The organism is Amycolatopsis sp. NPDC059657, assembly GCF_042734395.1.
Classification (GTDB): Bacteria; Actinomycetota; Actinomycetes; order Mycobacteriales; family Pseudonocardiaceae; genus Amycolatopsis.
Window position 1 is genome coordinate 44,195 of sequence record NZ_JBHWEB010000041.1, and the last position, 18,857, is coordinate 63,051.

Consider the following 18,857-nt stretch of genomic DNA (forward strand, 5'->3'; position numbering starts at 1 on the left):
GACGAAGGTCCCGTCGGCCCGGGTACCAGTGACCCGCTCACACCGCGGACGGGTAGGTCTCGGGGAGTTCCCCGGTTTCCCAGTGCACCGTGCGTTCGAGCGGTTCCACCGCGCGGGTTTCGTCGAGGTGGATCACCGCGTCGAACTGATCGGACGGCCGGGTCCGGAAATAGTGGCTCTGCCGCTCGGTCAGTGGCCGGTAGACAACGCCGATCGCGCGTTCGAGCCATGCCGACCGGAGCACCGCCGCGGCCTCGGGTTCCGTGTCGAACCGCAGCATGAACTCCGCGCCTCCGGTCCGGTGGAACAGCTCCTCGACGCTGCCGGGCAGCGCGGGCTGGACGTGGCGTCGCTCCGCGGGCTTGTTCCAGTCCGCCGCGGCGGTCACCGTCCCGGTGTAGGTGGTGAACCCGATCGAGCGGCATTCACCGGGATGCCGCTCGCGGACCAGCTGGCCCAGGTTGAGCTCACCGCGCACGCCCGGCTCGCCCGCCCTGGCGTCACCGAGGTGGGAATTGTGCGCCCACACCACGATCTTCACCTGCTCGTCCCGCCTGCCGAGATGCTCGGCGAGCGCGTCGAGCGTGTCGGCCATGTGCCGGTCACGCAGATTCCACGAGGAGACCCGGCTGCTGAACATCGTGCGGTAGTAGTGTTCGGCGGCTTTCACCAGCTGAGCGTTGCGTTCGGCGGAGAACAGGTCGTCCTCGAAGGCGAGCCCGTCACGGCGCGCGTAGTCGAGCGCGTCGCGGCGTAGTTCCACAAGCTGCTCGACGGCCTGCCGTTCGCAGGTCTCGCCTGCGCCGAAGGCAGCCGCGAGACCGTAGTCGTGCCCGTCTGCATCGTGGTGGTCGAAGCAGGAATAGCGCGCGCGTGCCCGCTCCGCGGCCGTCGGGTCGACCCGTTCGAGGAAGGCGATCACCTCATCGGCGGAGCGGTGCAGGCTGTAGAGGTCGAGTCCGTAGAACCCGGTTTTCGCGCGCTCGTCGGCCACCCGGTCGTTGTGCGCGCGCAGCCAGCCGACGGCGTCGAGCACCTCGGCGTTGCGCCACATCCACGCCGGGAAGCGCTGGAAGCCACTGAGCGCCCGTTCGGCGGTCGGATCGTCGCCATGGCCGCGGATGTACCGGTTCACCCGGTAGGCGTCCGGCCAGTCCGCTTCGACGGCCACCGCGCGGAAGCCCTTCTCCTCGATGAGACGGCGGGTCATCCTGGCGCGCGCGGCGTAGAACTCGTGGGTGCCGTGCGAGGCCTCCCCGATCAGCACGAACCGCGCGTCTCCGACCAGGTCGAACAGCACGTCGTCGGCGGGCACCCCGCGCCGCGTCGGCAGCATCGCCGTCCGCAGCACCGCGATCTCGTCGGTATCGGGCTCGGGATCGAGTGGCCGGAGGTGCCACGCCGCGTGCAGGAGCCGCAGCACCTCATCGTCGGTGGTCTGGTCGAAATCCCAGTACGAGGCCCCGACCGCGTAGAACGGCGAAGGTGCCGTCGCGCAGACGACCTCGTCGGCTTGGAGTGCGAGCGCGTCGCAGGTCGACCGGGGCGCGGCGGGCACGGCGACCACCAGCTCCGCGGGACCCGCCTGATGGATCGCCTCGATCGAGGCACGCATGCTGGCCCCGGTCGCCAGCCCGTCGTCGACCACGATCACCACTTTGCCCGTCAGCGAGAGCGCCGGGCGGTCACCACGGTAGTCCTGCTCCCGCCTGCGCAGCTCCTTGCCCTCCGCCTCCGCCACCCGGTGGATGACCTCGGGTGTCAGGTCATACCCGCGCACCAGGTCGTCGTTGAGCACCATGACGCCGCCACTGGCCAGCGCGCCCATCGCCAGTTCGGGGCGACCGGGCATGCCGAGCTTGCGCACCAGGAACACGTCGAGCGGCGCGCGGAGCGCCGAGGCGACTTCGTAGGCGACCGGCACCCCGCCGCGAGGCAGCGCGAGCACGATGACGTCGGCCCGATCACGGTAGCGGGCGAGCAGCCCGGCCAGCACTCGCCCGGCTTCGCGCCGATCCCGGAATACGCGACCTGTCATGACAGCTGCTCCTTCACATCGTCGGTGCCGATCCGGCGAGCCTGCGGCGTGCGCGCCGCTCGGTCAGCAAGGGCACGAAGTCGCGGATGGCGGCCCCGTCGAACTCGCGGTGGACCTCGTGGACGATCCGGCTGATCTCCTGCGGGCTGTGCCTGGCCGCGAACAGCGCGGTCAGCCGCTCGACCGCGATGCCGAGCGCGTGCAGCTCGCCTGCCCCGGTTCGCGCCGGGCACGCGAGGGAAGACGGCCGGTCAGTCATGGCCTGCCGTCGTTTCCGCTGCCAGCAAGAGCCTGTGCGCTTCCTGCGCCGCCTGTGCCACGGGCTTCCCGGCGGGTTGCCCGGTCGGGAGTTCCTCGAGTCCGCGTGCCAGCGTCTTGACCGCGTCGGTCAGCGTGGTGACCGACTTCTCGAGATCGCGGAGCCGGTGGTCCTCCACCCCAGGGGCGGGGCTTTCGCCCATCAGTTCGGCACGCAGGCGCGTAGGCAGCACCGCGAGTACGTGGTCGAGCTGGCCGGGTGAGAACAGCTTGTCCAGTGTCGAGGTGATCGCGGCGGCGATGGCGGGCGCCTCCGCGTGTGTCACCCCGGATTCGCAGGTGAAGAGCTCGAAGAAGCCGGTGGTGTCGTAGCGCACCGGCACCCTGGACGGCACCCAGCCCTCGTAGTAGACGCCACGGAGGAACTCCGGCAGTTGGGCGGCGAGATGGGCCGCGCTGTCCACGGTGAGCCGGTCGCGGACTACGTGCAGCCAGGCGCGGAGCATTCGGTAGGTGTGTTCGCGGTCCTGGGTGTCCAGCGCCTCCGCGATGGTGGCCAGCCATTCGCGCGCGGTGCTTTCGGCACGGGCAAGTGGATCGTCGTGAACTGTCATGGTTTCCTCCCGCGGTCGCTTTGTTCCAGGTTGACCACGCGCGAGTGCGGCGAACCAGGGACGAAGGACACCAATCCCGGCGCCGGAGGGACTTTGGCCCCTTGTTCGTGGCGAGTTCGCCACTAAATCATTGAGGCGAGGGGGTTTCCGAGAGGAGTGAACCCATGCAGGCGTTCGCCATGATCGCGTTACTCGGCCTCGCGGTGCTCGTTGTTTCCGGGATAGCCGGCCGTTATCTGGTGATAGCAAGGGAGTTCCTGGCGGTCGCGATGGTGGTGCTCGGCCTCGCCGGTGTCTGGATCCTCGATTTCGACGTGTTCGCCGCCTCGGGCCTGACCGCGCGCAATCACACCGTCGGCCTGGTGTTCACCGGTCTGGTCGTCGCGGGCGCCGGCTACTTCTGGCAGCCCGTGATGGCCTTCTTCGCGGGGCTGGCCCGTAAGTACTCCGACGAGGCGCAGGTGCTCGAGAAGGACCAGAACCTGCATCGCGTGGCGTGAGGCAGGGGTAGCCGCCGTTGCGGCGTCGATGTCCTGCGACCGTGAGCAGGTCGCGAATCTGGCCCGTGACTGGTTCGTCGACCATCTGTGACCGGCCGGAAGTCCCCGCCACGGCGGGACTTCCGGCCGTGGCGGGCGGGGCCGCCGGTCACCCAGGCTCAGGCGCATGAAGTTGTCCGGTGCCTTTCCCGGCCTCATGGTGCTCCGGCGCTATGAGCGGGCTTGGCTGCGTGGCGACCTGCTCGCCGGGGTCACGGTGGCCGCCTATCTGGTCCCGCAGGTCATGGCCTACGCCGAGGTGGCGGGCCTGCCCCCGGTTTCCGGGCTGTGGGCCGCCATCGGCCCGCTGGCGGTGTACCTGCTGCTGGGTTCGTCACGGCAGCTTTCGGTCGGGCCGGAGTCGACGACCGCGCTGATGACGGCGGCGGTACTCGCGCCGTACGCGGCCGGTGACCCCGCCCGCTACGCGGCGCTGGCGGCGGCGCTCGCGGTGCTGGTCGGCGTGCTGTGCCTGGCGGCGGGTGTGGCGAGACTGGGGATACTGGCCGACCTGTTCTCCAAGCCGGTGCTGGTCGGATACATGGCCGGCATCGCGGTGATCATGATCATCGGCCAGCTGGGCAAGCTGACCGGGGTGCCGGTCCACGGCGACGAGTTCCTCGACGGGCTGCGCTCGTTCGCCGGGCAGCTGTCCCAGGTGCATCCGCCGACGCTGCTGGTCGGCTCGTCCGTGCTGGTCTTCCTGCTGGCGGTGGCCAAGGTCGCGCCGCGGGCGCCGGGGCCGCTGATCGCGATCCTGCTGGCGACCGCGGTGGTCGCCGTGTTCTCCTTGAGCGCACAAGGGATCCAGCTCGTCGGGGCGATACCCGGTGGACTGCCGGTGACCGCGGGCGGGGTGTCCGCGGGCGATCTCGGGAGCCTCGCGCTGCCCGCCGTGGGCATCGCCATCGTCGGGTTCTCCGACAACGTGCTGACGGCCAGGGCGTTCGCCGGGCGGCGCGGTGAAACCGTCGACGCGGGCCAGGAGCTGCGGGCGCTCGCGGCCGCGAACGTGACGTCGGGGCTGATGCACGGATTCCCGGTCAGCAGCAGCGGCAGCCGGACGGCGATCGGTGTCGCGGTCGGGAGCCGGACGCAGTTGTACTCGGCGGTGGCGCTGGCGACGGTGCTGCTCACGATCTTCGCGGCGGGGCCGGTGCTGGCGGGGTTCCCGAAGGCGGCACTCGGCGCGATCGTGGTCTACGCGGCGCTCGGGCTCATCGACCTGCGGGAATTCCGCCGGATCGCGCGGTTCCGCAGGAGCGAGTTCGTGCTGGCGGCGCTGACCGCGGCAGGCGTGCTCGGGCTGGGCGTGCTCTACGGCGTGCTGGCCGCGGTCGCACTGTCCATTCTGGATCTTCTGCGACGGCTCGCGCGGCCGCACGACGCCATTCTCGGCTCGGTCCGCGGCCTGCCTGGGCTGCATGACATCGACGACTACCCCGGCGCGACCACTGTGGACGGTCTCGTCATCTACCGCTACGACGCGCCGCTGTGCTTCGCCAACGCCGAGGATTTTCGCCGCCGTGCGCTCGCCTCGATCGACGCGTCCACCGTCCCGGTCGAGTGGTTCGTGCTCAACGCCGAAGCGAACGTCGACATCGACGTCACGGCGGCCGATGCCTTGGACCAGCTCCGCGTCGACATCACCCGGCGCGGCATCACCTTCGGGATGGCCAGGGTCAAGCAGGACCTGCGTGACGACCTCGTGGCGGCCGGACTGGTCGAGAAGGTCGGCGAGGACCTGATCTTCCCGACCCTCCCCACGGCGCTCATGGCTTACGAACGCCGGGGGAAGTCAGCCGCGAAGCACCAGCCAGGCGGCGACCAGGCCACCGGAGTTCGTCGCGAAGTGCACCAGCATGGGCGCGAGCACACCACGCCCGGTGTGCCGCCACCAGTACAGGAAGACCCCGGCGCCCGCCGCGGCCAGCATCGCCAGCCCCGAGATCACCCCGAGCGGGAGCCCGCCGAAGGTCGACGCCACCACCGCGTTCCGCGTGAGCGCGAGTGACGGCAAAGCGTGCCACAGCCCGAACAACCCGGCCGCGCCGAGCACCGGCCCCCACCGCCAGCGATGGTCCGCGCCGAACAACGCGGGCAGCACGCCGCGAAAGGCGATCTCCTCGATCAGCACAGTACCCAGCGGGATACGGATCAGCGCGAGCCAGAGCAGCTGCCAGATGTCGGGGGAGCCGATCCGGCCGTCGTGGAACACCGTGCGCAGTGACGGCACCGCCATCGCGATCCCGAACGCCAGCGCGACCAGGGTGAGCCCGGCCAGTCCGACGAGCGCCGCCCGCTTCAGGGTACGGGGGTCGAGCCCGATGGCGCTCGGGCGCAGGCCGGACCACAGTGCCAGCCCGACGAGCGCGACGGCGGTGGTGGCGCCGCATATCGGGTACGCCCAGCCGGGCAGCACGCGGTTCGCGAGTGTGGTCGCGGCGGCGAGCATGAGCACGGCGGCGACGATGGAGAGCACTCTGCGGGAGGTGGTAGGGACTTTCGGCTGTCGCGCCGTCTGCGTAATGGTCGTCATCCTCATTCCAGTATGCGCCCGATCGGAGAGTGCGTCGGATGAGCGGAAAGCGTGAGGTCTACATCGACTGGCTGCGCGCGGTCAGCCTGGTCGTCGTGGTGCTGTGGCATTGGGCGTTCACCATCCTGCGCTGGTCGCCAGGAGGCCCGTCGCCGACGAACCCGCTGGGATTCTTGTCCGGCCTGTGGATTTTCACCTGGTTGCTGCAGGTCATGCCGTTGTTCTTCTACGTCGGCGGCTATGCGCATCTGGTGTCGTGGGAACACGCCCGCGAGAACGGCATCGGTCTCATCCGGTACATCTACAGTCACGTCAGGCAGCTGATCGTGCCCGCCGCCGCGCTCGTCGTGACCTGGGTGGTGCTCGGCACCGTGCTCGGATCGTTGTTCAACCTCGGCTGGATGCACAACGCGGTCATGCTGGTGATCAGCCCGCTGTGGTTCCTCGCGGTGTACGTGGCGTTGATCGTGCTGCTGCCGGTGAGCCTGTGGCTGCACCGGCGGTTCGACGTGCTGGCGCTGGTGTGGCTGGGCGGGATCGCGCTCGTGGTGGACGTGCTGAGGTTCCGTTTCGGGCTGACCCGGCTGGCCTGGATCAACATGGCAGCTGTCTGGATGCTCGCGCACCAGGCCGGGTTCTTCTACCGGCGGCTGGTGGACGCGCCGCGCCGGATCGATCTTTCGCTGCTGTGGACAGGTTTGTTCGCGTTGTTCGGGCTGGTGTTCTCCGGGCTGTACCCGGGCTCGATGGTCGGGATACCCGGTGACCGGCTGTCGAACATGGCGCCGCCGACGTTCGTGATCGTCGCGTTGCTCGCGTTCCAGATCGGGGTGGCCGAGGTGTTCCGGCCGTCGATGGAACGCAGGCTCGCCCGGCAGGGGTGGCACCGGTTCACCGAGCTGATGAACCGGTTCGCGCTGCCACTGTTCCTGTTCCACACCACCGGGATGGCGCTCGCGCGTGCGGTGCTCTACTTCGTGTTCGAGGGCCGGATCGTCGACGACCGCACCCCCGACCTGGTCTGGTGGCTGGAGCGCCCGATCGCGGTGCTCGGGCCGCTGCTGTTCACCGTGCCGGTCATCGCGTTGTTTTCGTGGCGGCGAGGCCGGCGAGCGTCTTGATCTCCCGCTCGATGGTCTCGGCGAGCAATCCCGTCTCGCGAACGTGGTCGAGGTCCGTGGTGATGCCGAAGGACATCCGGTCGCGATAGCTCAGCACCGCGATACCGGTGCGCAGCCGCAACGCGATCGGCACGTACGGATACAGCTCGACGATCTCACTGCCCAGCACCGAAAGCTTGTCTCGCGGCCCCGGCACGTTAGTGGCGACGGTGACGACGTTCTGCTGCGGCAGCTTGGCGGCCGCACGCACGGTCCACGCGATCGGCGCGAAGGGCGCGTGCGCGGCCGTGGTGGTGACCGCGACGCCCGCGTCGGCCTCCTTGCTCGACTTGAGCTCGGTGAGGCGCTTGCTCACCGTGGTCAGCCGGACCACCGGGTCGGCGATGTCGACCGGCAGCAGCGGCAGCATCAGCGACACTTGGTTGTTCAAGTCGTCCTTGCCGTCCCCTTCGCGGACCGAGACGGGGACCAGCGTGCGCAACGCGTCCGCCGACGGCTTTTCGCCGCGTGACAGCAGCAGCTCGCGGAACGCGCCGCTGATCGCCGCCAGCACGACGTCGTTGACCTTGGTGTGGAAGAACCGCGCGATCTCCTGGGCGTCCGGGAGCGACACGTGCGCGACCGCGTAGCCGCGCTGGCGGCCGATGGGGCCGGACAGCGAGGTCGGCGCCACCGGCACCAGCGCGCCTGCCATCGCGGTCAGGCCTCGTGCGGTGTCCGCGATCCGGCGGGCCAGTTTTTTCGGTGACAGCAGCCCTCTGGCCGCGAAGACGAGTTCCTCGAGCGGGTTGGCGAGAAGTTCGCGCGCCGCGCCGAAGAGGAGCGCGGGCGCGCTGGGCTCCGGCGATGGCGTGAAGGTGGTTTCGGCCGACGGCGCCGTGCCGTTGAACAGCACGGTTTGCAGGCCGGTGGCGGAGACACCGTCGGCGAGACAGTGGTGCACTTTGGACAGCAGTGCCCAGCGGCCGCCTGCCAATCCTTCGATGACCCAGCAGTCCCACAGCGGGCGTGTCCGGTCGAGCCGCTCGGACATGAGCAGCGCCACCAGCTCGCAGAGCGCGGCCTCGTCACCGGGCGACGGCACGGCGACGCGCTGGAAGTGGTGCGCGACGTCGAAATCGGCGTCGTCGACCCACACCGGCGGGCCGAGGTCGAAGGGGATGGTGCGGATCTTCTGACGGTAGCGGGGGATCAGCGGCAGCCGCGCGTCGATCGCGGCCATCAGCTCGTGCTGATCCGGCGCCGGGCCGTCGATGACGGCGACCGACGCGATCGCGAGCGAGGCGTTGTGGTCCTCGTCCTCGATCTCCAGGAACGCGGCGTCGAGCGGGCTCAGCCTGTCCATGGCTAGGCGTCTCCGCGCAGTGCGGCCTTGCGCTTGCGGTACTCCTCTTCGTCGAGCTCACCGCGCGCGAACCGCTCGTCGAGGATGCGGGCGGCGGAGTCGCCCGGCCGGGGCCCGGTCCGCCGCAGCAGCACCACCACGGCGGCGATCAGCGCGCCGACGAACGCGACCATCAAGATGAGCATCAACACGGACATCGGCCAGCTGTTGTCCCAGTAGTAGTGCATCACGGTCTCCTTGTCAGTGCCGGGTTGGTGAGCGCGGCGAGTTCCAGCGCGCGGGTGAGGTCCGACGGGCTCAGCACGCCACGCAGCACTCCGTGTTCCGCGACGAGCACCAGGTCGCGGCCGGGCCGCAGCATGGTCTTCCCGACCACGTCGGTCAGCGGGGCGTCCGGTGGCAGTACGAGGCAGGCAGGCGGCTTCACGCAGACGTCCTCGACCCTGGTGCCGGTACGCGCGTCCGGCCGGACGGCGGCCAGCCCGCCCAGGCTCACCACGCCGATCGCGTGGCCGTCGAAGCCGACGACCGGGAAGACCCGATACCGGGAGCCGGTCGCGACCTGGTCGACGAAGCCCTGCACGGTGTACCAGCCGGGCGCGGTCACCGGGTCCGCGGACATCACATCGGCGACCCGCACCTTGCCGAGTACGTCGCGCACGGTCGCGCCGGTGAGCTCCGACTGCGCGGCGAAACCGAGATACCAGCCGATCAGCACCAGCCAGAGCCCGTCGAAACGGCCGAACAGCACGAGCTGGCTCAGCCCGAACACGGCGAGCACGAACCCCAGCGCCTGACCGGATTTCGACGCGACGGTGCGCGCGCGGTGGCGGTCGCCGGTGACCTTCCAGACGATCGCGTGCAGCACCCGGCCGCCGTCGAGCGGCGCGGCGGGCAGCAGGTTGAACACGGCCAGCACCACGTTCGTCCAGCCGAGCCACACCAGCGACACCACGACGACCGCGGGTGTCGCGTCGGGCAGCAGCAGCGCGATACCGATGCTTCCGCCGCCGATCGCCAGGCTGACGCCGGGGCCGGCGGCGGAAATGGCCCACTCCGAGCGAGGACTCGAGGGATCCTCGGTCATCGCCGTGCCGCCGCCGAGCATCCACAGGGTGATCCCGTCGACCCCGATCCCGTAGTGGCGCGCGACGAGCGCGTGCGTCAGTTCGTGCGCGAGCAGTGAGGCGAGGAACAGCGTGGCCGTGACCACTCCTGCCGTCCAGCGGACGGCAGGGGAAAGCTCCGGCACGGTCGACGGCAATACCGTCCCCGCGTGCAGGTAGGCGAGCAGTACTCCGATGACGGCGACGGACCAGTGCGCGCCGATCTTGACACCGGCCAGCCTGCCGAGTGAGAACGTGGCATGCGGCATGCCACCACGGTGCCGTCACGGGCGACCGGTGACCAGGGTCGCTGCGCCCGGCGAGGAGGGACGAAAGACTCCGGTCGCCGTGGCCATCGGTCCGCAGCGCCGGGCCGGGTGCCGTCCTTACGTTCGCAGGGTGACCAAGGACCGGAAACAGCGGATACCGCGTGCGCTCTACGAGCGAGAGCTGCTGCGGCTGCAGGCCGAACTGGTCAAGCTGCAGGAATGGGTGCGCGGCGAAGGCGCCCGGCTGGTCGTGGTGTTCGAGGGCAGGGACGCGGCGGGCAAGGGCAGTACCATCAAGCGCTTCACCGAACACCTCAACCCGCGGGTCGTGCGCATCGCCGCGTTGCCGAAGCCGACCGAACGCGAACGCGGCCAGTGGTACTTCCAGCGCTACGTCGAGCAGCTGCCCGCCGCGGGCGAGATCGTGCTGTTCGATCGCAGCTGGTACAACCGGGCCGGGGTTGAGCGGGTCATGGGATTCTGCACGCCGGAGGAGCACAAGCGGTTCCTCCAGCAGTGCCCGATCTTCGAACGGCTGCTCGTCGACGACGGCATCTTCCTGCGCAAGTACTGGTTCTCGGTCAGCCTCGCCGAGCAGGAGCGACGCTTCCGCGCCAGGATCGAGGATCCGATGCGCCGGTGGAAACTGTCCACAATAGACCTTGAGTCGGTGTCGCGCTGGGAGGATTACTCGCGCGCGAAGGACGACATGTTCGTGCACACCGACGTCCCCGAATCACCTTGGTACGTGGTGGAAAGCGAAGAGAAGCGGCGCGGCAGGATCAACATGATCTCGCACCTGCTGTCCAGCATTCCCTACCAGGACATGCCCCGGCCCGCCATCTCGCTGCCGCCGAGGCCGCCGTCGAGCGGGTACCCCAGGCCGGCCAGGCGGCTGCAGACCTACGTACCCGACCACGCTTCGACCCTACGCGCGAAATGAGACGACCATGAAGATCCTCGTCGCCGTGGCAAGCAAACACGGCGCCACCAAGGAGATCGCGGACGAGATCGGCACAGCCGTCGAACGCGCGCTCGCCGAAGCAGGCACAGGCCCGGAAGTCCACGTGCTCTTCGCCGACGGAGTCACCTTGGTCGCGGACTACGACGCCGTGATACTGGGCAGTGCCGTCTACATGGGACATTGGCTCGGCTCCGCCAAGAAGCTGGCCGTCACCCAGCAGGACGCGCTGCGAGCACGGCCGGTGTGGCTGTTCTCCAGCGGCCCGGTCGGCGAGAGGGCCGCGCCGGGGGTGGACCCGCCGGAGGCGGCCGAGCTGCTCACCGAGCTGAACGCCCGCGGGCATCACCTGTTCGGCGGCAAGATCGACCGGCATGTCCTCCGTTTCGCCGAACGTGTGGTCGTCGCCGCGCTGCGTGTGAAAGACGCCGACTGCCGCGACTGGCCCGTCATCCGTGGCTGGGCGAAGGACATCGCCGGGGAACTGACCCAGATCCGCAGGGAGGCATCGGCATGAACGAGAGCAGTCCCGTCCGTATCGAGGGAAACCTCGATGAACCGGTGTCCCGCTGGCTGTGGCTGGTCAAGTGGCTGCTGGCGATCCCGCACTACTTCATACTGGCGTTCCTGTGGATCGCCTACGTGCTCGTGACCGTCGTCGCGTTCTTCGCGATCCTGTTCACCGGCCGCTATCCGCGTGCGCTGTTCGAGTTCACCGTCGGCGTGCTGCGCTGGAGCTGGCGCGTTCAGTTCTACTCCTACGGCGCGCTGGGCACGGACCGCTATCCGCCGTTCACCCTCGCCGACGTCCCTGACTACCCGGCGCGCCTCGACATCGCCTACCCGGAACGGCTTTCGCGCGGTCTGGTGCTGGTGAAGTGGTGGCTGCTGGCGATTCCGCACTACCTCGTCACCGGCCTGTTCGTGGGCGGCGGCACCCTGCTCGTGTGGCAGTCGGGCAACCGTGACTTCCAATGGGCAGGCGGTGGCCTCGTCGGCATCCTGGTGCTGGTCGCCGGAGTCGTGCTGCTGGTGACCGGGTCGTACCCGAAACCGATCTTCGATTTCGTGCTCGGCATGGACCGTTGGGTCTACCGCGTGGCCGCGTACGCCTCGCTGATGACCGACGAGTATCCGCCCTTCCGCCTCGACATGGGTGGCGGCGACCGCACCATCCCGGTCACCCCGGCGGAGACCACTCCGCCACCGCAGGCGGGCTGGACCACCGGCCGGACCGTCTCGGTCGTGTTCGGCGCCGTGCTGGCGTTGATCTCGGTGGGCCTGCTCACCGGCGGTGGCGCGCTGCTGTGGGCCGATCGCACGCAACGCGACGCGGACGGCTACTTCCACGCTTCGGACAGCTTCTACACCGCCGGATACGCGCTCACGACCGGCCCGCTGCATGTGGAGGGTGTGCGGGCCAGCGGAGCGGGCCTGACGTCCGCGGTCGGTGACGTGCGCTTCCGCGTGGTCAGCCAGGATCCGCTGAAACCCGTGTTCCTCGGCATCGCGCCATCAAACGCGGTGAACCGCTATCTGGCCGGCGCCCAGTACACGGTCGTGAACGACTTCACCAGGCATGGTGCCGACCGGACGGAATACCCCGGTGGCGCGGTACCCGGCAACCCGGAAACAGCGGGCATCTGGGCCGTCAAGACCAGCGGGAGTGGCTGGCAGACGCTGACCTGGCCGATCGCCGACGGCGACTGGACGGTCGTCGTGCTGAACGCCGACGGCTCGCCAGGCGTGAGCGCGCAGGTCGAAGCCGGGGCAACGCTGCCGGTACTCGGCTGGATCGCGGGTGGCCTGCTGATCGGTGGCCTGATCGTGCTCGCGGGCGGCGTCGCGTTGATCTGGGGCGCGGCGCACCGGGCCGCACAACCGAAGGAGGAGTCCCATGTCGAAGCCTGACGTCGTCGCCGGGATCGACGGCTCAGCCTCGTCGGTGCGCGCGGCGATCTGGGCGGGTGGCGACGCCGCGCGCCGGAAGCTGCCGCTGCGGCTGGTGCACGCCTACACGGTGCCCCGCACCGGAATGCCCGAGATCGCGGGTTCGGCCCGGATGATCAGGGAAGGCATGGACCAGCGCGGCCGCGAATGGCTCGCCGAGGCGAAGACGGCCGTACTGGCGGAATACCCGGGTCTCACGATCGAGATCTCGGCAGGGGAAGGGAACCCGGTAGCGGCGCTGGTTCGGGCGTCGCGGCAGGCGCGCATGCTGGTGCTCGGCTCGCGCGGGCTCGGCGGATTCACCGGCCTGCTGGTCGGCTCGACCGCGGTATCCCTTGCCGCGCAGGCATCTTGCCCGGTCGTCGTGGCCCGCGGCCGGATGCCGGACGACCCGCCGCCCACAGCGGGGCCGGTGCTCGTGGGCGTCGACGGTTCACCCGCGAGCGAAGCCGCCATCGAGTTCGCGTGCGAAGAGGCGTCGTTGCGCCGCACCGGCCTCACGGTCGTGCACACCTGGAATGAGGTGCTCACCGAGGACGGGATACGGCGGGGCCCGGTCGATTCCGGCCGGATCCACGAAGACGAGAGCAGGCTGCTGGCCGAGCAACTGGCCGGGTGGCAGGAGAAGTACCCCGACGTCCCGATCTCCCGTGTGGTCATGCGTGGCCGCCCGGTCCGTACCCTGCTCGAATTCGGCGACCGGGCTCAGCTGATCGTGGTCGGCAGCCGGGGACGTGGCGGGTTCAAAGGCATGCTGCTCGGCTCGACGAGCCAAGCGCTGCTGGCGCACTCCGCCTGCCCCGTCGCCGTGGTCCGCCCGCGGGAGGTGCCGACATGACCGCAGTGATCGAGACGAAGCGGTTCGACACCGGCTCGCTACGCCTGGCCAGGCATGGCCTCAGCGTCCGCCGGAGCGGTTCCGGCTGGTGCCTCGCCACCCCGGACGGCGAAATCGCCGTCGCGTCCGCGGCCGACGAGGTGCCACCCGAGCTGAGCTCACTGGTGCTCGCGTTCACCAGAGGCGAAGAACTGGTCGCTGTCGACGGCAGGGAGGCCACGGCGGACGAGCCGCGGTTCGACGGCTCCGCGCGTGGAGTGGTGCTGGCGTACCTCCACGGGCAGATCCAGGAGATCACCTTCGCCGATATCTCGGTGCGCCAAGCCGAACCCGGCTCGGCGGCGCGAATGGCGCTCGCCGTGCACCGGGTCCGCGACGTGCTGGGCGCGTACGCCACGGTTCTCGGCGGCCGGAAGCTCGTCCGGCTGGTGCGTCGCGAACTCAGCTGGCTCGCCGCGTGCCTCGACGCGCTCGGTGAAGCCGAAACGCAGTGGGACAGGCTCGCCGGAAGGGTCCGCGCGCTGCCCGAGCGGTTCGTGGTCGGTCCGGTCGAGCCACTCGTCGACCGGTACTTCGGGTCGCTCACCCGTGAATGCCGTGCGCGGGTCGGCGAATCCCTTGCCGGCAAACGGTACCTGCGCTTGCTCTACGGGCTCGACCTCTTGCGGATGGTGCTCATCGAGGAACCAAGATCGGCTCGGAGTGAAAGCGTGAACCGGCCCGCCGGAGAGGTGCTTCCGGGGCTGGTGGCCGAACTGGATCGAAAGGCGACCAGGCGGATCGCGAAAGCGGCGTCCGGCACGGACGATCGCGAACATGCCATGAGCAAAGCGGGTGCGGCGACGGACCGGCTGTGCCATGCGGCGGAAGTGGCGGGCATGGTGCCTTCGGTGCGGCCGGCCGTGGTGGCGTCGCTGCGTGAACACAAGGCCGCGGTCGCGGCGAGACTTCATCTCCGGGCGATCGAGGCGTTCGCGCTCGGTCAGCGGCTCAGCGTGTTCACCTTCGGCCTGCTCTATCAGCTCGAGACGGAAGCGTTCGAGCGGTCCATTGTGGACATGAGGTTGTGACCAGACCCGACCAGGAGGAAATTCCATGCGAGCCCGAGACGTGATGAGCTCACCGGTGATCACCGTGACGCCGGAGACCTCGCTCAAGGAGGCGGCGAGTCTGCTGTCCTCACACGGTTTCACCGCGCTGCCGGTGGTCGACGACGATGACCAGCTCATCGGCATCGTCACCGAGGCCGACCTGATCCGCGACCGGATCCCGAAGGACCCGCGCTACCGCCACGGCGACACCGGCCCCGGCACACACCCGTCGATCCCGATGACCGTGCGCTCGGTGATGACCACCCCGGCCACCGGGATGGGGCAGGGCACCGACGTCAACGACCTGTGCCAGGCACTGGTCGACGCCCGCATCCGCGCGATGCCCATTGTGGACGGTGGCACCGTTGTCGGCATCGTGACCAGGGGCGACATCATCCGTGTGCTGGCCAGGACCGACCACGCGATCGCCATCGACGTCCGCCACCGCCTGGAGATCTATGGCGGCGCGAACCGCTGGACGGTCGACGTGCGCGACGGCTCGGTCCGTATCGAGGACGCGTTCGACAGCGAGGCCGACCGGCACGTCGCCACCCTGCTGGCGCTGGCCGTTCCCGGCGTGGTCGACGCGGAAACCGTTTCCAGCGTGAAAGGAACCCAGTCATGACCAAGCAGATGGTCGTGGTCGGCGTCGACGGCTCGCCCGAGTCGGACCTCGCGGTCCGCTGGGCCGCCCGGCTGGCCACGCAGCGCCGGCTGCCGTTGCACATCGTGCACGCGATCCAGGTCGCGGGCCTGTACTACGGCGGCGGCGGGATGTCGGGCGTCGGCGCGTTCATCGGACTGGCCAAGGAAGACGCCGCGAAGCTGCTGGACGCGTCGGTCGCGCTGGCCCGCGAGGTGGGGGAGGACCTGACGATCACGACCGACATACCGAGCATCGCGGCGTCCTCGGCACTGGTCGAGCTGTCTCGCGAGGCCAAGCTCGTCGTCGTCGGCAAGTCCGGTCGCGGCGAGTTCACCGGCATGCTCGTCGGCTCCACCGCGGCGGCCGTGATCAGCCACGCGCACTGCCCGGTCGTGGTGATCCGGCACCGGCCGGGTGTGCTCGAGGTCCCGTCCGACGGCCCGGTGCTCGTCGGCGTCGACACCGGCCCGAACAGCGACCACGCGATCGCGCTCGCCTTCGAGGAAGCGTCACTGCGCGGCGCCCCGCTGGTCGCGCTGCACGCGTGGTCCGACGTCACCTATGACTCGACCGGCGGCGCCACCCGTGTGCCGGTGCAATGGGAAACCATCGAGGAGGACGAAAAGCGGGCGTTCGCCGAGCGGATGGCGGGCTGGGGCGAGAAATACCCCGACGTCGAAGTGCGCCGCGAACTCGTGCGCGACCGTCCGCGTCACGCACTGCTCGAGCAGGCCGAGAAGGCGCAGCTCGTCGTGGTGGGCAGCCGAGGGCGTGGCGGGTTCCGCGGGATGCTGCTCGGCTCGACCAGCCAGGCGCTGGTCCACTTCGCCGCCTGCCCGGTGCTGGTGGCACGCCCGTACGAGGGCTGATGACCGCGCTGGTCGTGGCGGTCGTGATCACCCTGGTGTTCGACTTCACCAACGGCTTCCACGACTCGGCGAACGCGGTGGCGGCACTCGTCGCCACCCGCGCGGCCAGGCCGGGCGCGGCACTGCTGCTCGCGGCCGTCTGCCATGTCGCCGGTCCGCTGCTCGTCGGCACGACGGTGGCGGACACGGTCGGTGGCGTCGTCCAGCTACCCGCGGACGAGGTGTTGCCGGCGGTGGGCGCGGCGGTCACCGCCGGGATCTGCTGGAACCTGCTCACCTGGTGGCGCGGCCTGCCGTCGAGCTCGTCCCACGCACTCGTGGGCGGGCTCGTCGGCGCTTGCTTGGTCACCACCGGACTGTCCGGCGTGCTCTGGGGCGGCATCGACGGTTTCCACGTCGAGGGCGTGCTCGGTGTCCTCATCGCGCTGGCGATCTCGCCGCTGCTCGGCGGCGGAATAGGTTTCCTGGCAAGCAGACTGGCCCTGCGTGCGCTACGCCGGGCGAGGCGGCGAGCGGAGTCCGCGATCCGGCGAGCCGAGTGGGGGACCGCGGCGGCGCTGGCGTTCAGTCACGGCGCGAACGACGCGCAGAAGTCGATGGGCGTGATCACCCTGCTCCTTGTCGCGACCGGCCAGCTCGACGCTTTCGCCGTGCCGCTATGGGTGAAACTCGCCGCTGCGGGCGCGTTGACCGTCGGCACCGCGTTCGGCGGCTGGCGGGTCGTCAAGACCGTCGGCAGTGGCATCTACCGCATGCGCCCGATCGACGGTCTCGCCAGTCAGGGAAGTTCGGCCGCGGTCATCCTCGGCGCCGCCGCGGCCGGCGCCCCGGTCAGCACCACGCACGTCGTCGCCGCGTCGGTCGTCGGCGTCGGCGCGAGCAGGCGCCGGAAGCACGTGCGCTGGGCCGTCGTCGGCGAGATCGGTTCCGCGTGGCTGGTGACCTTGCCCGCGTCGGCCTTGCTCGGGGCCGCCGCGCTACCACTGTGGAGGTGGCTCGCATGAAGCTCCCGACCGCCTGGTTCCTGCCGAAGAACCCCGATGTGCTCGGCCTGCTCCGCGCCCAGGCCACCACCGTCGGCGAGGCGATCACCGCACTGGACAGCTTTTCCGTCACCGCGGCCGCGGACCTCCGCCATGCGCTGATCCGGCAGGCGGACCAGCGCCGTGAGGTGCTCATGGCGGTACGGGAAGCGTTCAGCACACCGCTGGAAGCGGAAGACCTCTTCGAACTGGCCGAACGCCTCAGCGAGATCGCCGAAGCCGCCTACATGCTCGTCCGCGAGGCCGATCTGTCCCACACCGGCCCTGACGAACACCTCGCCGCCATGCTCGCCGCGATCAGCATCGCCTACACCGAGCTCATCACCGCCATGGACAAGCTCCCGCACGGTGCGGCGGCGGGTGTGGCCGATCGCGTGGTGCCGGTCCTGATCACCGCGGATCATGCCTACCGGCGGGCGATCGCGGCGCTGGAGAACGAACCCGACATCCGCCGCGAGGTCCGGCTGCGCGAGCTCTACCGCCGCACCGAACACCTCGCGGGCGCCGTGGGGCGGCTCGCTCACCGGATCTGGTACGCCGTCTGCAAAATTTCGTGAGGAGCGCCCGGAGCATAGGGACCAATGTCGCGGTGTGGGGGACGGACGGCCCTGTGCCGCACCGGCACTCGCTCGGACACTGTCGTCATGCAAAACTACGAGATCCACTCGCGCACCCGCGATGAGCAACATACCGCCGTCGCCGAAACCACGCTGCCGATCTCGGAGATCGGTCCGTGGCTGGGACAGCAGTACGGCGCCGTCGCCAAGGTGCTGGCCACCCAGGGACTGGCGCCGGCGGGCCCGCCGTTCGCGCGCTACCACCCGGTGGCCGAAGGCCGTTTCCACATCGAAGCGGGATTCCCGGTCGCGGCGGCGATCGACCCTGCCGATGGCGTGCGTCCCGCCACCCTGCCCGGCGGCCCGGCGGCCGAGACGACGCACATGGGGCCGTACGACGCGATCGAACCCGCTTATGGCGCGCTCGCCGCATGGGTGGCCGACCATGACGGCGAACTCGCCGGCGACGCCTGGGAGGTTTACCTGACGTCCCCGGACGAGCATCCCGATCCGGCTACCTGGCGTACCGACATCGTGCAGCCCTATCGCGCACGCTGACGTGCCGTTCAGCCCCGCTGCCTGCCGGTCACCGGGGTGGGGCTGAAGTTGGCCTGCCATGAGGCCTGTGCCCCGGAGTCGCCGATCCGGTACACGTCGTAGACCGCCGCGCCCGCGGCGAGCACTGATACCACCATGATGATCACGCTCACCGCCGTCGAAGCGGGTGCCAGGAACGCCCTCCTGCCGGAGGTCGCTTCGCGGCCCCGCCACCACATGATCACCGCGAGCACCGCCACCGGGATCGCCACGAAGAGCGCGGTGTCACCGAGTTCGGTGTGCGTGCGGACCAGCGGCGTCGACGCGACGCGACGTTCCAGCCATTCCCCGGCCTCCGTCGTCACCGGGACGAGCACGACCACCACCGCCGAGAGGATCGCGTTCGGCCCGGCCAGCTTGGCTCGGGCGGCGGGCCAGGTCGCGCACAGCACGAGCAGCAACGCCGCGAGCGGGAGCAGGACGACGATGGCGTGGACGAGCAGGATGTGCGCGGGTATCCCGTTCAGGGTGGTCAT

Annotated in this window: 20 protein-coding genes and 1 pseudogene; 13 read left to right on the top strand and 8 right to left on the bottom strand. The window is 69.9% G+C overall.

The genetic code is table 11. From position 1 onward, the window contains the following. Window positions 1-37: 37 nt before the first annotated feature. From ACFV15_RS22610 to ACFV15_RS22620, 3 genes are read right to left on the bottom strand one after another with little or no spacing between them, the layout of a single operon-like run. Complete coding sequence (locus ACFV15_RS22610) at window positions 38-2,038, bottom strand: erythromycin esterase family protein (protein WP_378352564.1); 2,001 nt, start codon at window positions 2,036-2,038, stop codon at window positions 38-40. A 13-nt stretch (window positions 2,039-2,051) separates the two neighbouring features. Further along, window positions 2,052-2,297: a three-helix bundle dimerization domain-containing protein gene (locus ACFV15_RS22615; RefSeq protein ID WP_378352565.1), complete on the bottom strand. Its 246-nt coding sequence runs from the start codon at window positions 2,295-2,297 to the stop codon at window positions 2,052-2,054. Further along, on the bottom strand, window positions 2,290-2,910 hold the full coding sequence (locus tag ACFV15_RS22620) for a DUF2267 domain-containing protein (protein WP_378352566.1): 621 nt from the start codon (window positions 2,908-2,910) through the stop codon (window positions 2,290-2,292). Before ACFV15_RS22620 ends, ACFV15_RS22615 begins: the two co-directional genes overlap by 8 nt. 164 nt (window positions 2,911-3,074) lie before the next feature. Between ACFV15_RS22620 and ACFV15_RS22625 the strand changes: the two genes are divergently transcribed. Next, complete coding sequence (locus tag ACFV15_RS22625; protein ID WP_378352567.1) at window positions 3,075-3,410, top strand: hypothetical protein; 336 nt, start codon at window positions 3,075-3,077, stop codon at window positions 3,408-3,410. A gap of 196 nt (window positions 3,411-3,606) precedes the next feature. Further along, window positions 3,607-5,208, top strand: a pseudogene (sulP, locus tag ACFV15_RS22630) (sulfate permease); the annotation flags it as partial. A 39-nt stretch (window positions 5,209-5,247) separates the two neighbouring features. Here the strand turns inward: sulP and ACFV15_RS22635 are convergent. Next, window positions 5,248-5,988, bottom strand: coding sequence for a CPBP family intramembrane glutamic endopeptidase (locus tag ACFV15_RS22635; RefSeq protein WP_378352593.1), 741 nt, complete (start codon window positions 5,986-5,988; stop codon window positions 5,248-5,250). 38 nt (window positions 5,989-6,026) lie between these two features. Here ACFV15_RS22635 and ACFV15_RS22640 point away from each other — a divergent pair, with 38 nt between their 5' ends. After that, a complete protein-coding gene (locus ACFV15_RS22640; RefSeq protein WP_378352568.1) occupies window positions 6,027-7,109 on the top strand; it encodes an acyltransferase in 1,083 nt (360 codons plus the stop codon). Here the strand turns inward: ACFV15_RS22640 and ACFV15_RS22645 are convergent. From ACFV15_RS22645 to ACFV15_RS22655, 3 genes are read right to left on the bottom strand one after another with little or no spacing between them, the layout of a single operon-like run. Continuing rightward, the gene (locus ACFV15_RS22645; RefSeq protein ID WP_378352569.1) at window positions 7,066-8,454 is read right to left on the bottom strand and encodes a wax ester/triacylglycerol synthase family O-acyltransferase; all 1,389 of its coding nucleotides are present in this window, start codon (window positions 8,452-8,454) and stop codon (window positions 7,066-7,068) included. The two genes, ACFV15_RS22640 and ACFV15_RS22645, sit on opposite strands and share 44 nt — an antisense overlap. Before the next feature lie 2 nt (window positions 8,455-8,456). After that, window positions 8,457-8,681 carry an SHOCT domain-containing protein gene (locus ACFV15_RS22650; protein ID WP_378352570.1) on the bottom strand — a complete coding sequence of 75 codons (225 nt, stop codon included), beginning with the start codon at window positions 8,679-8,681 and terminating at the stop codon, window positions 8,457-8,459. Beyond that, window positions 8,681-9,829, bottom strand: coding sequence for a site-2 protease family protein (locus tag ACFV15_RS22655; RefSeq protein ID WP_378352571.1), 1,149 nt, complete (start codon window positions 9,827-9,829; stop codon window positions 8,681-8,683). Before ACFV15_RS22655 ends, ACFV15_RS22650 begins: the two co-directional genes overlap by 1 nt. A gap of 130 nt (window positions 9,830-9,959) precedes the next feature. On the opposite strand from ACFV15_RS22655, the gene ppk2 reads away from it, so the two are divergent. The 10 genes from ppk2 to ACFV15_RS22705 all read left to right on the top strand — a co-directional run bounded on the left by ppk2 (window position 9,960) and on the right by ACFV15_RS22705 (window position 18,342). Then, entirely contained in the window at window positions 9,960-10,772 is an 813-nt protein-coding gene (ppk2, locus tag ACFV15_RS22660; RefSeq protein WP_378352572.1) for a polyphosphate kinase 2, read from the top strand. A gap of 7 nt (window positions 10,773-10,779) precedes the next feature. Continuing rightward, window positions 10,780-11,307, top strand: a complete 528-nt coding sequence (locus tag ACFV15_RS22665) for a flavodoxin domain-containing protein (RefSeq protein ID WP_378352573.1) — start codon at window positions 10,780-10,782, stop codon at window positions 11,305-11,307. Beyond that, window positions 11,304-12,701: a DUF4389 domain-containing protein gene (locus tag ACFV15_RS22670; protein ID WP_378352574.1), complete on the top strand. Its 1,398-nt coding sequence runs from the start codon at window positions 11,304-11,306 to the stop codon at window positions 12,699-12,701. The genes ACFV15_RS22665 and ACFV15_RS22670 overlap by 4 nt, the downstream gene beginning before the upstream one ends. Continuing rightward, on the top strand, window positions 12,688-13,578 hold the full coding sequence (locus tag ACFV15_RS22675; RefSeq protein ID WP_378352575.1) for a universal stress protein: 891 nt from the start codon (window positions 12,688-12,690) through the stop codon (window positions 13,576-13,578). Before ACFV15_RS22670 ends, ACFV15_RS22675 begins: the two co-directional genes overlap by 14 nt. Further along, window positions 13,575-14,648 carry a CHAD domain-containing protein gene (locus ACFV15_RS22680; RefSeq protein ID WP_378352576.1) on the top strand — a complete coding sequence of 358 codons (1,074 nt, stop codon included), beginning with the start codon at window positions 13,575-13,577 and terminating at the stop codon, window positions 14,646-14,648. Before ACFV15_RS22675 ends, ACFV15_RS22680 begins: the two co-directional genes overlap by 4 nt. A gap of 25 nt (window positions 14,649-14,673) precedes the next feature. Further along, complete coding sequence (locus ACFV15_RS22685) at window positions 14,674-15,294, top strand: HPP family protein (protein WP_378352577.1); 621 nt, start codon at window positions 14,674-14,676, stop codon at window positions 15,292-15,294. Further along, window positions 15,291-16,184, top strand: coding sequence for a universal stress protein (locus ACFV15_RS22690; RefSeq protein WP_378352578.1), 894 nt, complete (start codon window positions 15,291-15,293; stop codon window positions 16,182-16,184). The genes ACFV15_RS22685 and ACFV15_RS22690 overlap by 4 nt, the downstream gene beginning before the upstream one ends. Next, entirely contained in the window at window positions 16,184-17,188 is a 1,005-nt protein-coding gene (locus ACFV15_RS22695) for an anion permease (RefSeq protein WP_378352579.1), read from the top strand. Before ACFV15_RS22690 ends, ACFV15_RS22695 begins: the two co-directional genes overlap by 1 nt. Next, window positions 17,185-17,784 (top strand): DUF47 domain-containing protein, encoded by a 600-nt coding sequence (locus ACFV15_RS22700; RefSeq protein WP_378352580.1) that lies wholly within the window; start codon window positions 17,185-17,187, stop codon window positions 17,782-17,784. The genes ACFV15_RS22695 and ACFV15_RS22700 overlap by 4 nt, the downstream gene beginning before the upstream one ends. 87 nt (window positions 17,785-17,871) lie before the next feature. Then, complete coding sequence (locus ACFV15_RS22705; RefSeq protein WP_378352581.1) at window positions 17,872-18,342, top strand: GyrI-like domain-containing protein; 471 nt, start codon at window positions 17,872-17,874, stop codon at window positions 18,340-18,342. 8 nt (window positions 18,343-18,350) lie between these two features. On the opposite strand, the gene ACFV15_RS22710 is transcribed toward ACFV15_RS22705, so the two are convergent. Beyond that, window positions 18,351-18,857: a DUF2231 domain-containing protein gene (locus tag ACFV15_RS22710; RefSeq protein ID WP_378352582.1), complete on the bottom strand. Its 507-nt coding sequence runs from the start codon at window positions 18,855-18,857 to the stop codon at window positions 18,351-18,353.

What these genes read in the sequence shown, in the direction of transcription:
- ACFV15_RS22610 (WP_378352564.1), bottom strand. Translation starts at nt 2,038, where the DNA reads ATGACAGGTCGCGTATTCCGGGATCGGCGCGAAGCCGGGCGAGTGCTG.
- ACFV15_RS22615 (WP_378352565.1), bottom strand. Translation starts at nt 2,297, where the DNA reads ATGACTGACCGGCCGTCTTCCCTCGCGTGCCCGGCGCGAACCGGGGCA.
- ACFV15_RS22620 (WP_378352566.1), bottom strand. Translation starts at nt 2,910, where the DNA reads ATGACAGTTCACGACGATCCACTTGCCCGTGCCGAAAGCACCGCGCGC.
- ACFV15_RS22625 (WP_378352567.1), top strand. Translation starts at nt 3,075, where the DNA reads ATGCAGGCGTTCGCCATGATCGCGTTACTCGGCCTCGCGGTGCTCGTT.
- ACFV15_RS22635 (WP_378352593.1), bottom strand. Translation starts at nt 5,988, where the DNA reads ATGACGACCATTACGCAGACGGCGCGACAGCCGAAAGTCCCTACCACC.
- ACFV15_RS22640 (WP_378352568.1), top strand. Translation starts at nt 6,027, where the DNA reads ATGAGCGGAAAGCGTGAGGTCTACATCGACTGGCTGCGCGCGGTCAGC.
- ACFV15_RS22645 (WP_378352569.1), bottom strand. Translation starts at nt 8,454, where the DNA reads ATGGACAGGCTGAGCCCGCTCGACGCCGCGTTCCTGGAGATCGAGGAC.
- ACFV15_RS22650 (WP_378352570.1), bottom strand. Translation starts at nt 8,681, where the DNA reads ATGCACTACTACTGGGACAACAGCTGGCCGATGTCCGTGTTGATGCTC.
- ACFV15_RS22655 (WP_378352571.1), bottom strand. Translation starts at nt 9,829, where the DNA reads ATGCCGCATGCCACGTTCTCACTCGGCAGGCTGGCCGGTGTCAAGATC.
- ACFV15_RS22665 (WP_378352573.1), top strand. Translation starts at nt 10,780, where the DNA reads ATGAAGATCCTCGTCGCCGTGGCAAGCAAACACGGCGCCACCAAGGAG.
- ACFV15_RS22670 (WP_378352574.1), top strand. Translation starts at nt 11,304, where the DNA reads ATGAACGAGAGCAGTCCCGTCCGTATCGAGGGAAACCTCGATGAACCG.
- ACFV15_RS22675 (WP_378352575.1), top strand. Translation starts at nt 12,688, where the DNA reads ATGTCGAAGCCTGACGTCGTCGCCGGGATCGACGGCTCAGCCTCGTCG.
- ACFV15_RS22680 (WP_378352576.1), top strand. Translation starts at nt 13,575, where the DNA reads ATGACCGCAGTGATCGAGACGAAGCGGTTCGACACCGGCTCGCTACGC.
- ACFV15_RS22685 (WP_378352577.1), top strand. Translation starts at nt 14,674, where the DNA reads ATGCGAGCCCGAGACGTGATGAGCTCACCGGTGATCACCGTGACGCCG.
- ACFV15_RS22690 (WP_378352578.1), top strand. Translation starts at nt 15,291, where the DNA reads ATGACCAAGCAGATGGTCGTGGTCGGCGTCGACGGCTCGCCCGAGTCG.
- ACFV15_RS22695 (WP_378352579.1), top strand. Translation starts at nt 16,184, where the DNA reads ATGACCGCGCTGGTCGTGGCGGTCGTGATCACCCTGGTGTTCGACTTC.
- ACFV15_RS22700 (WP_378352580.1), top strand. Translation starts at nt 17,185, where the DNA reads ATGAAGCTCCCGACCGCCTGGTTCCTGCCGAAGAACCCCGATGTGCTC.
- ACFV15_RS22705 (WP_378352581.1), top strand. Translation starts at nt 17,872, where the DNA reads ATGCAAAACTACGAGATCCACTCGCGCACCCGCGATGAGCAACATACC.
- ACFV15_RS22710 (WP_378352582.1), bottom strand. Translation starts at nt 18,857, where the DNA reads ATGACCACCCTGAACGGGATACCCGCGCACATCCTGCTCGTCCACGCC.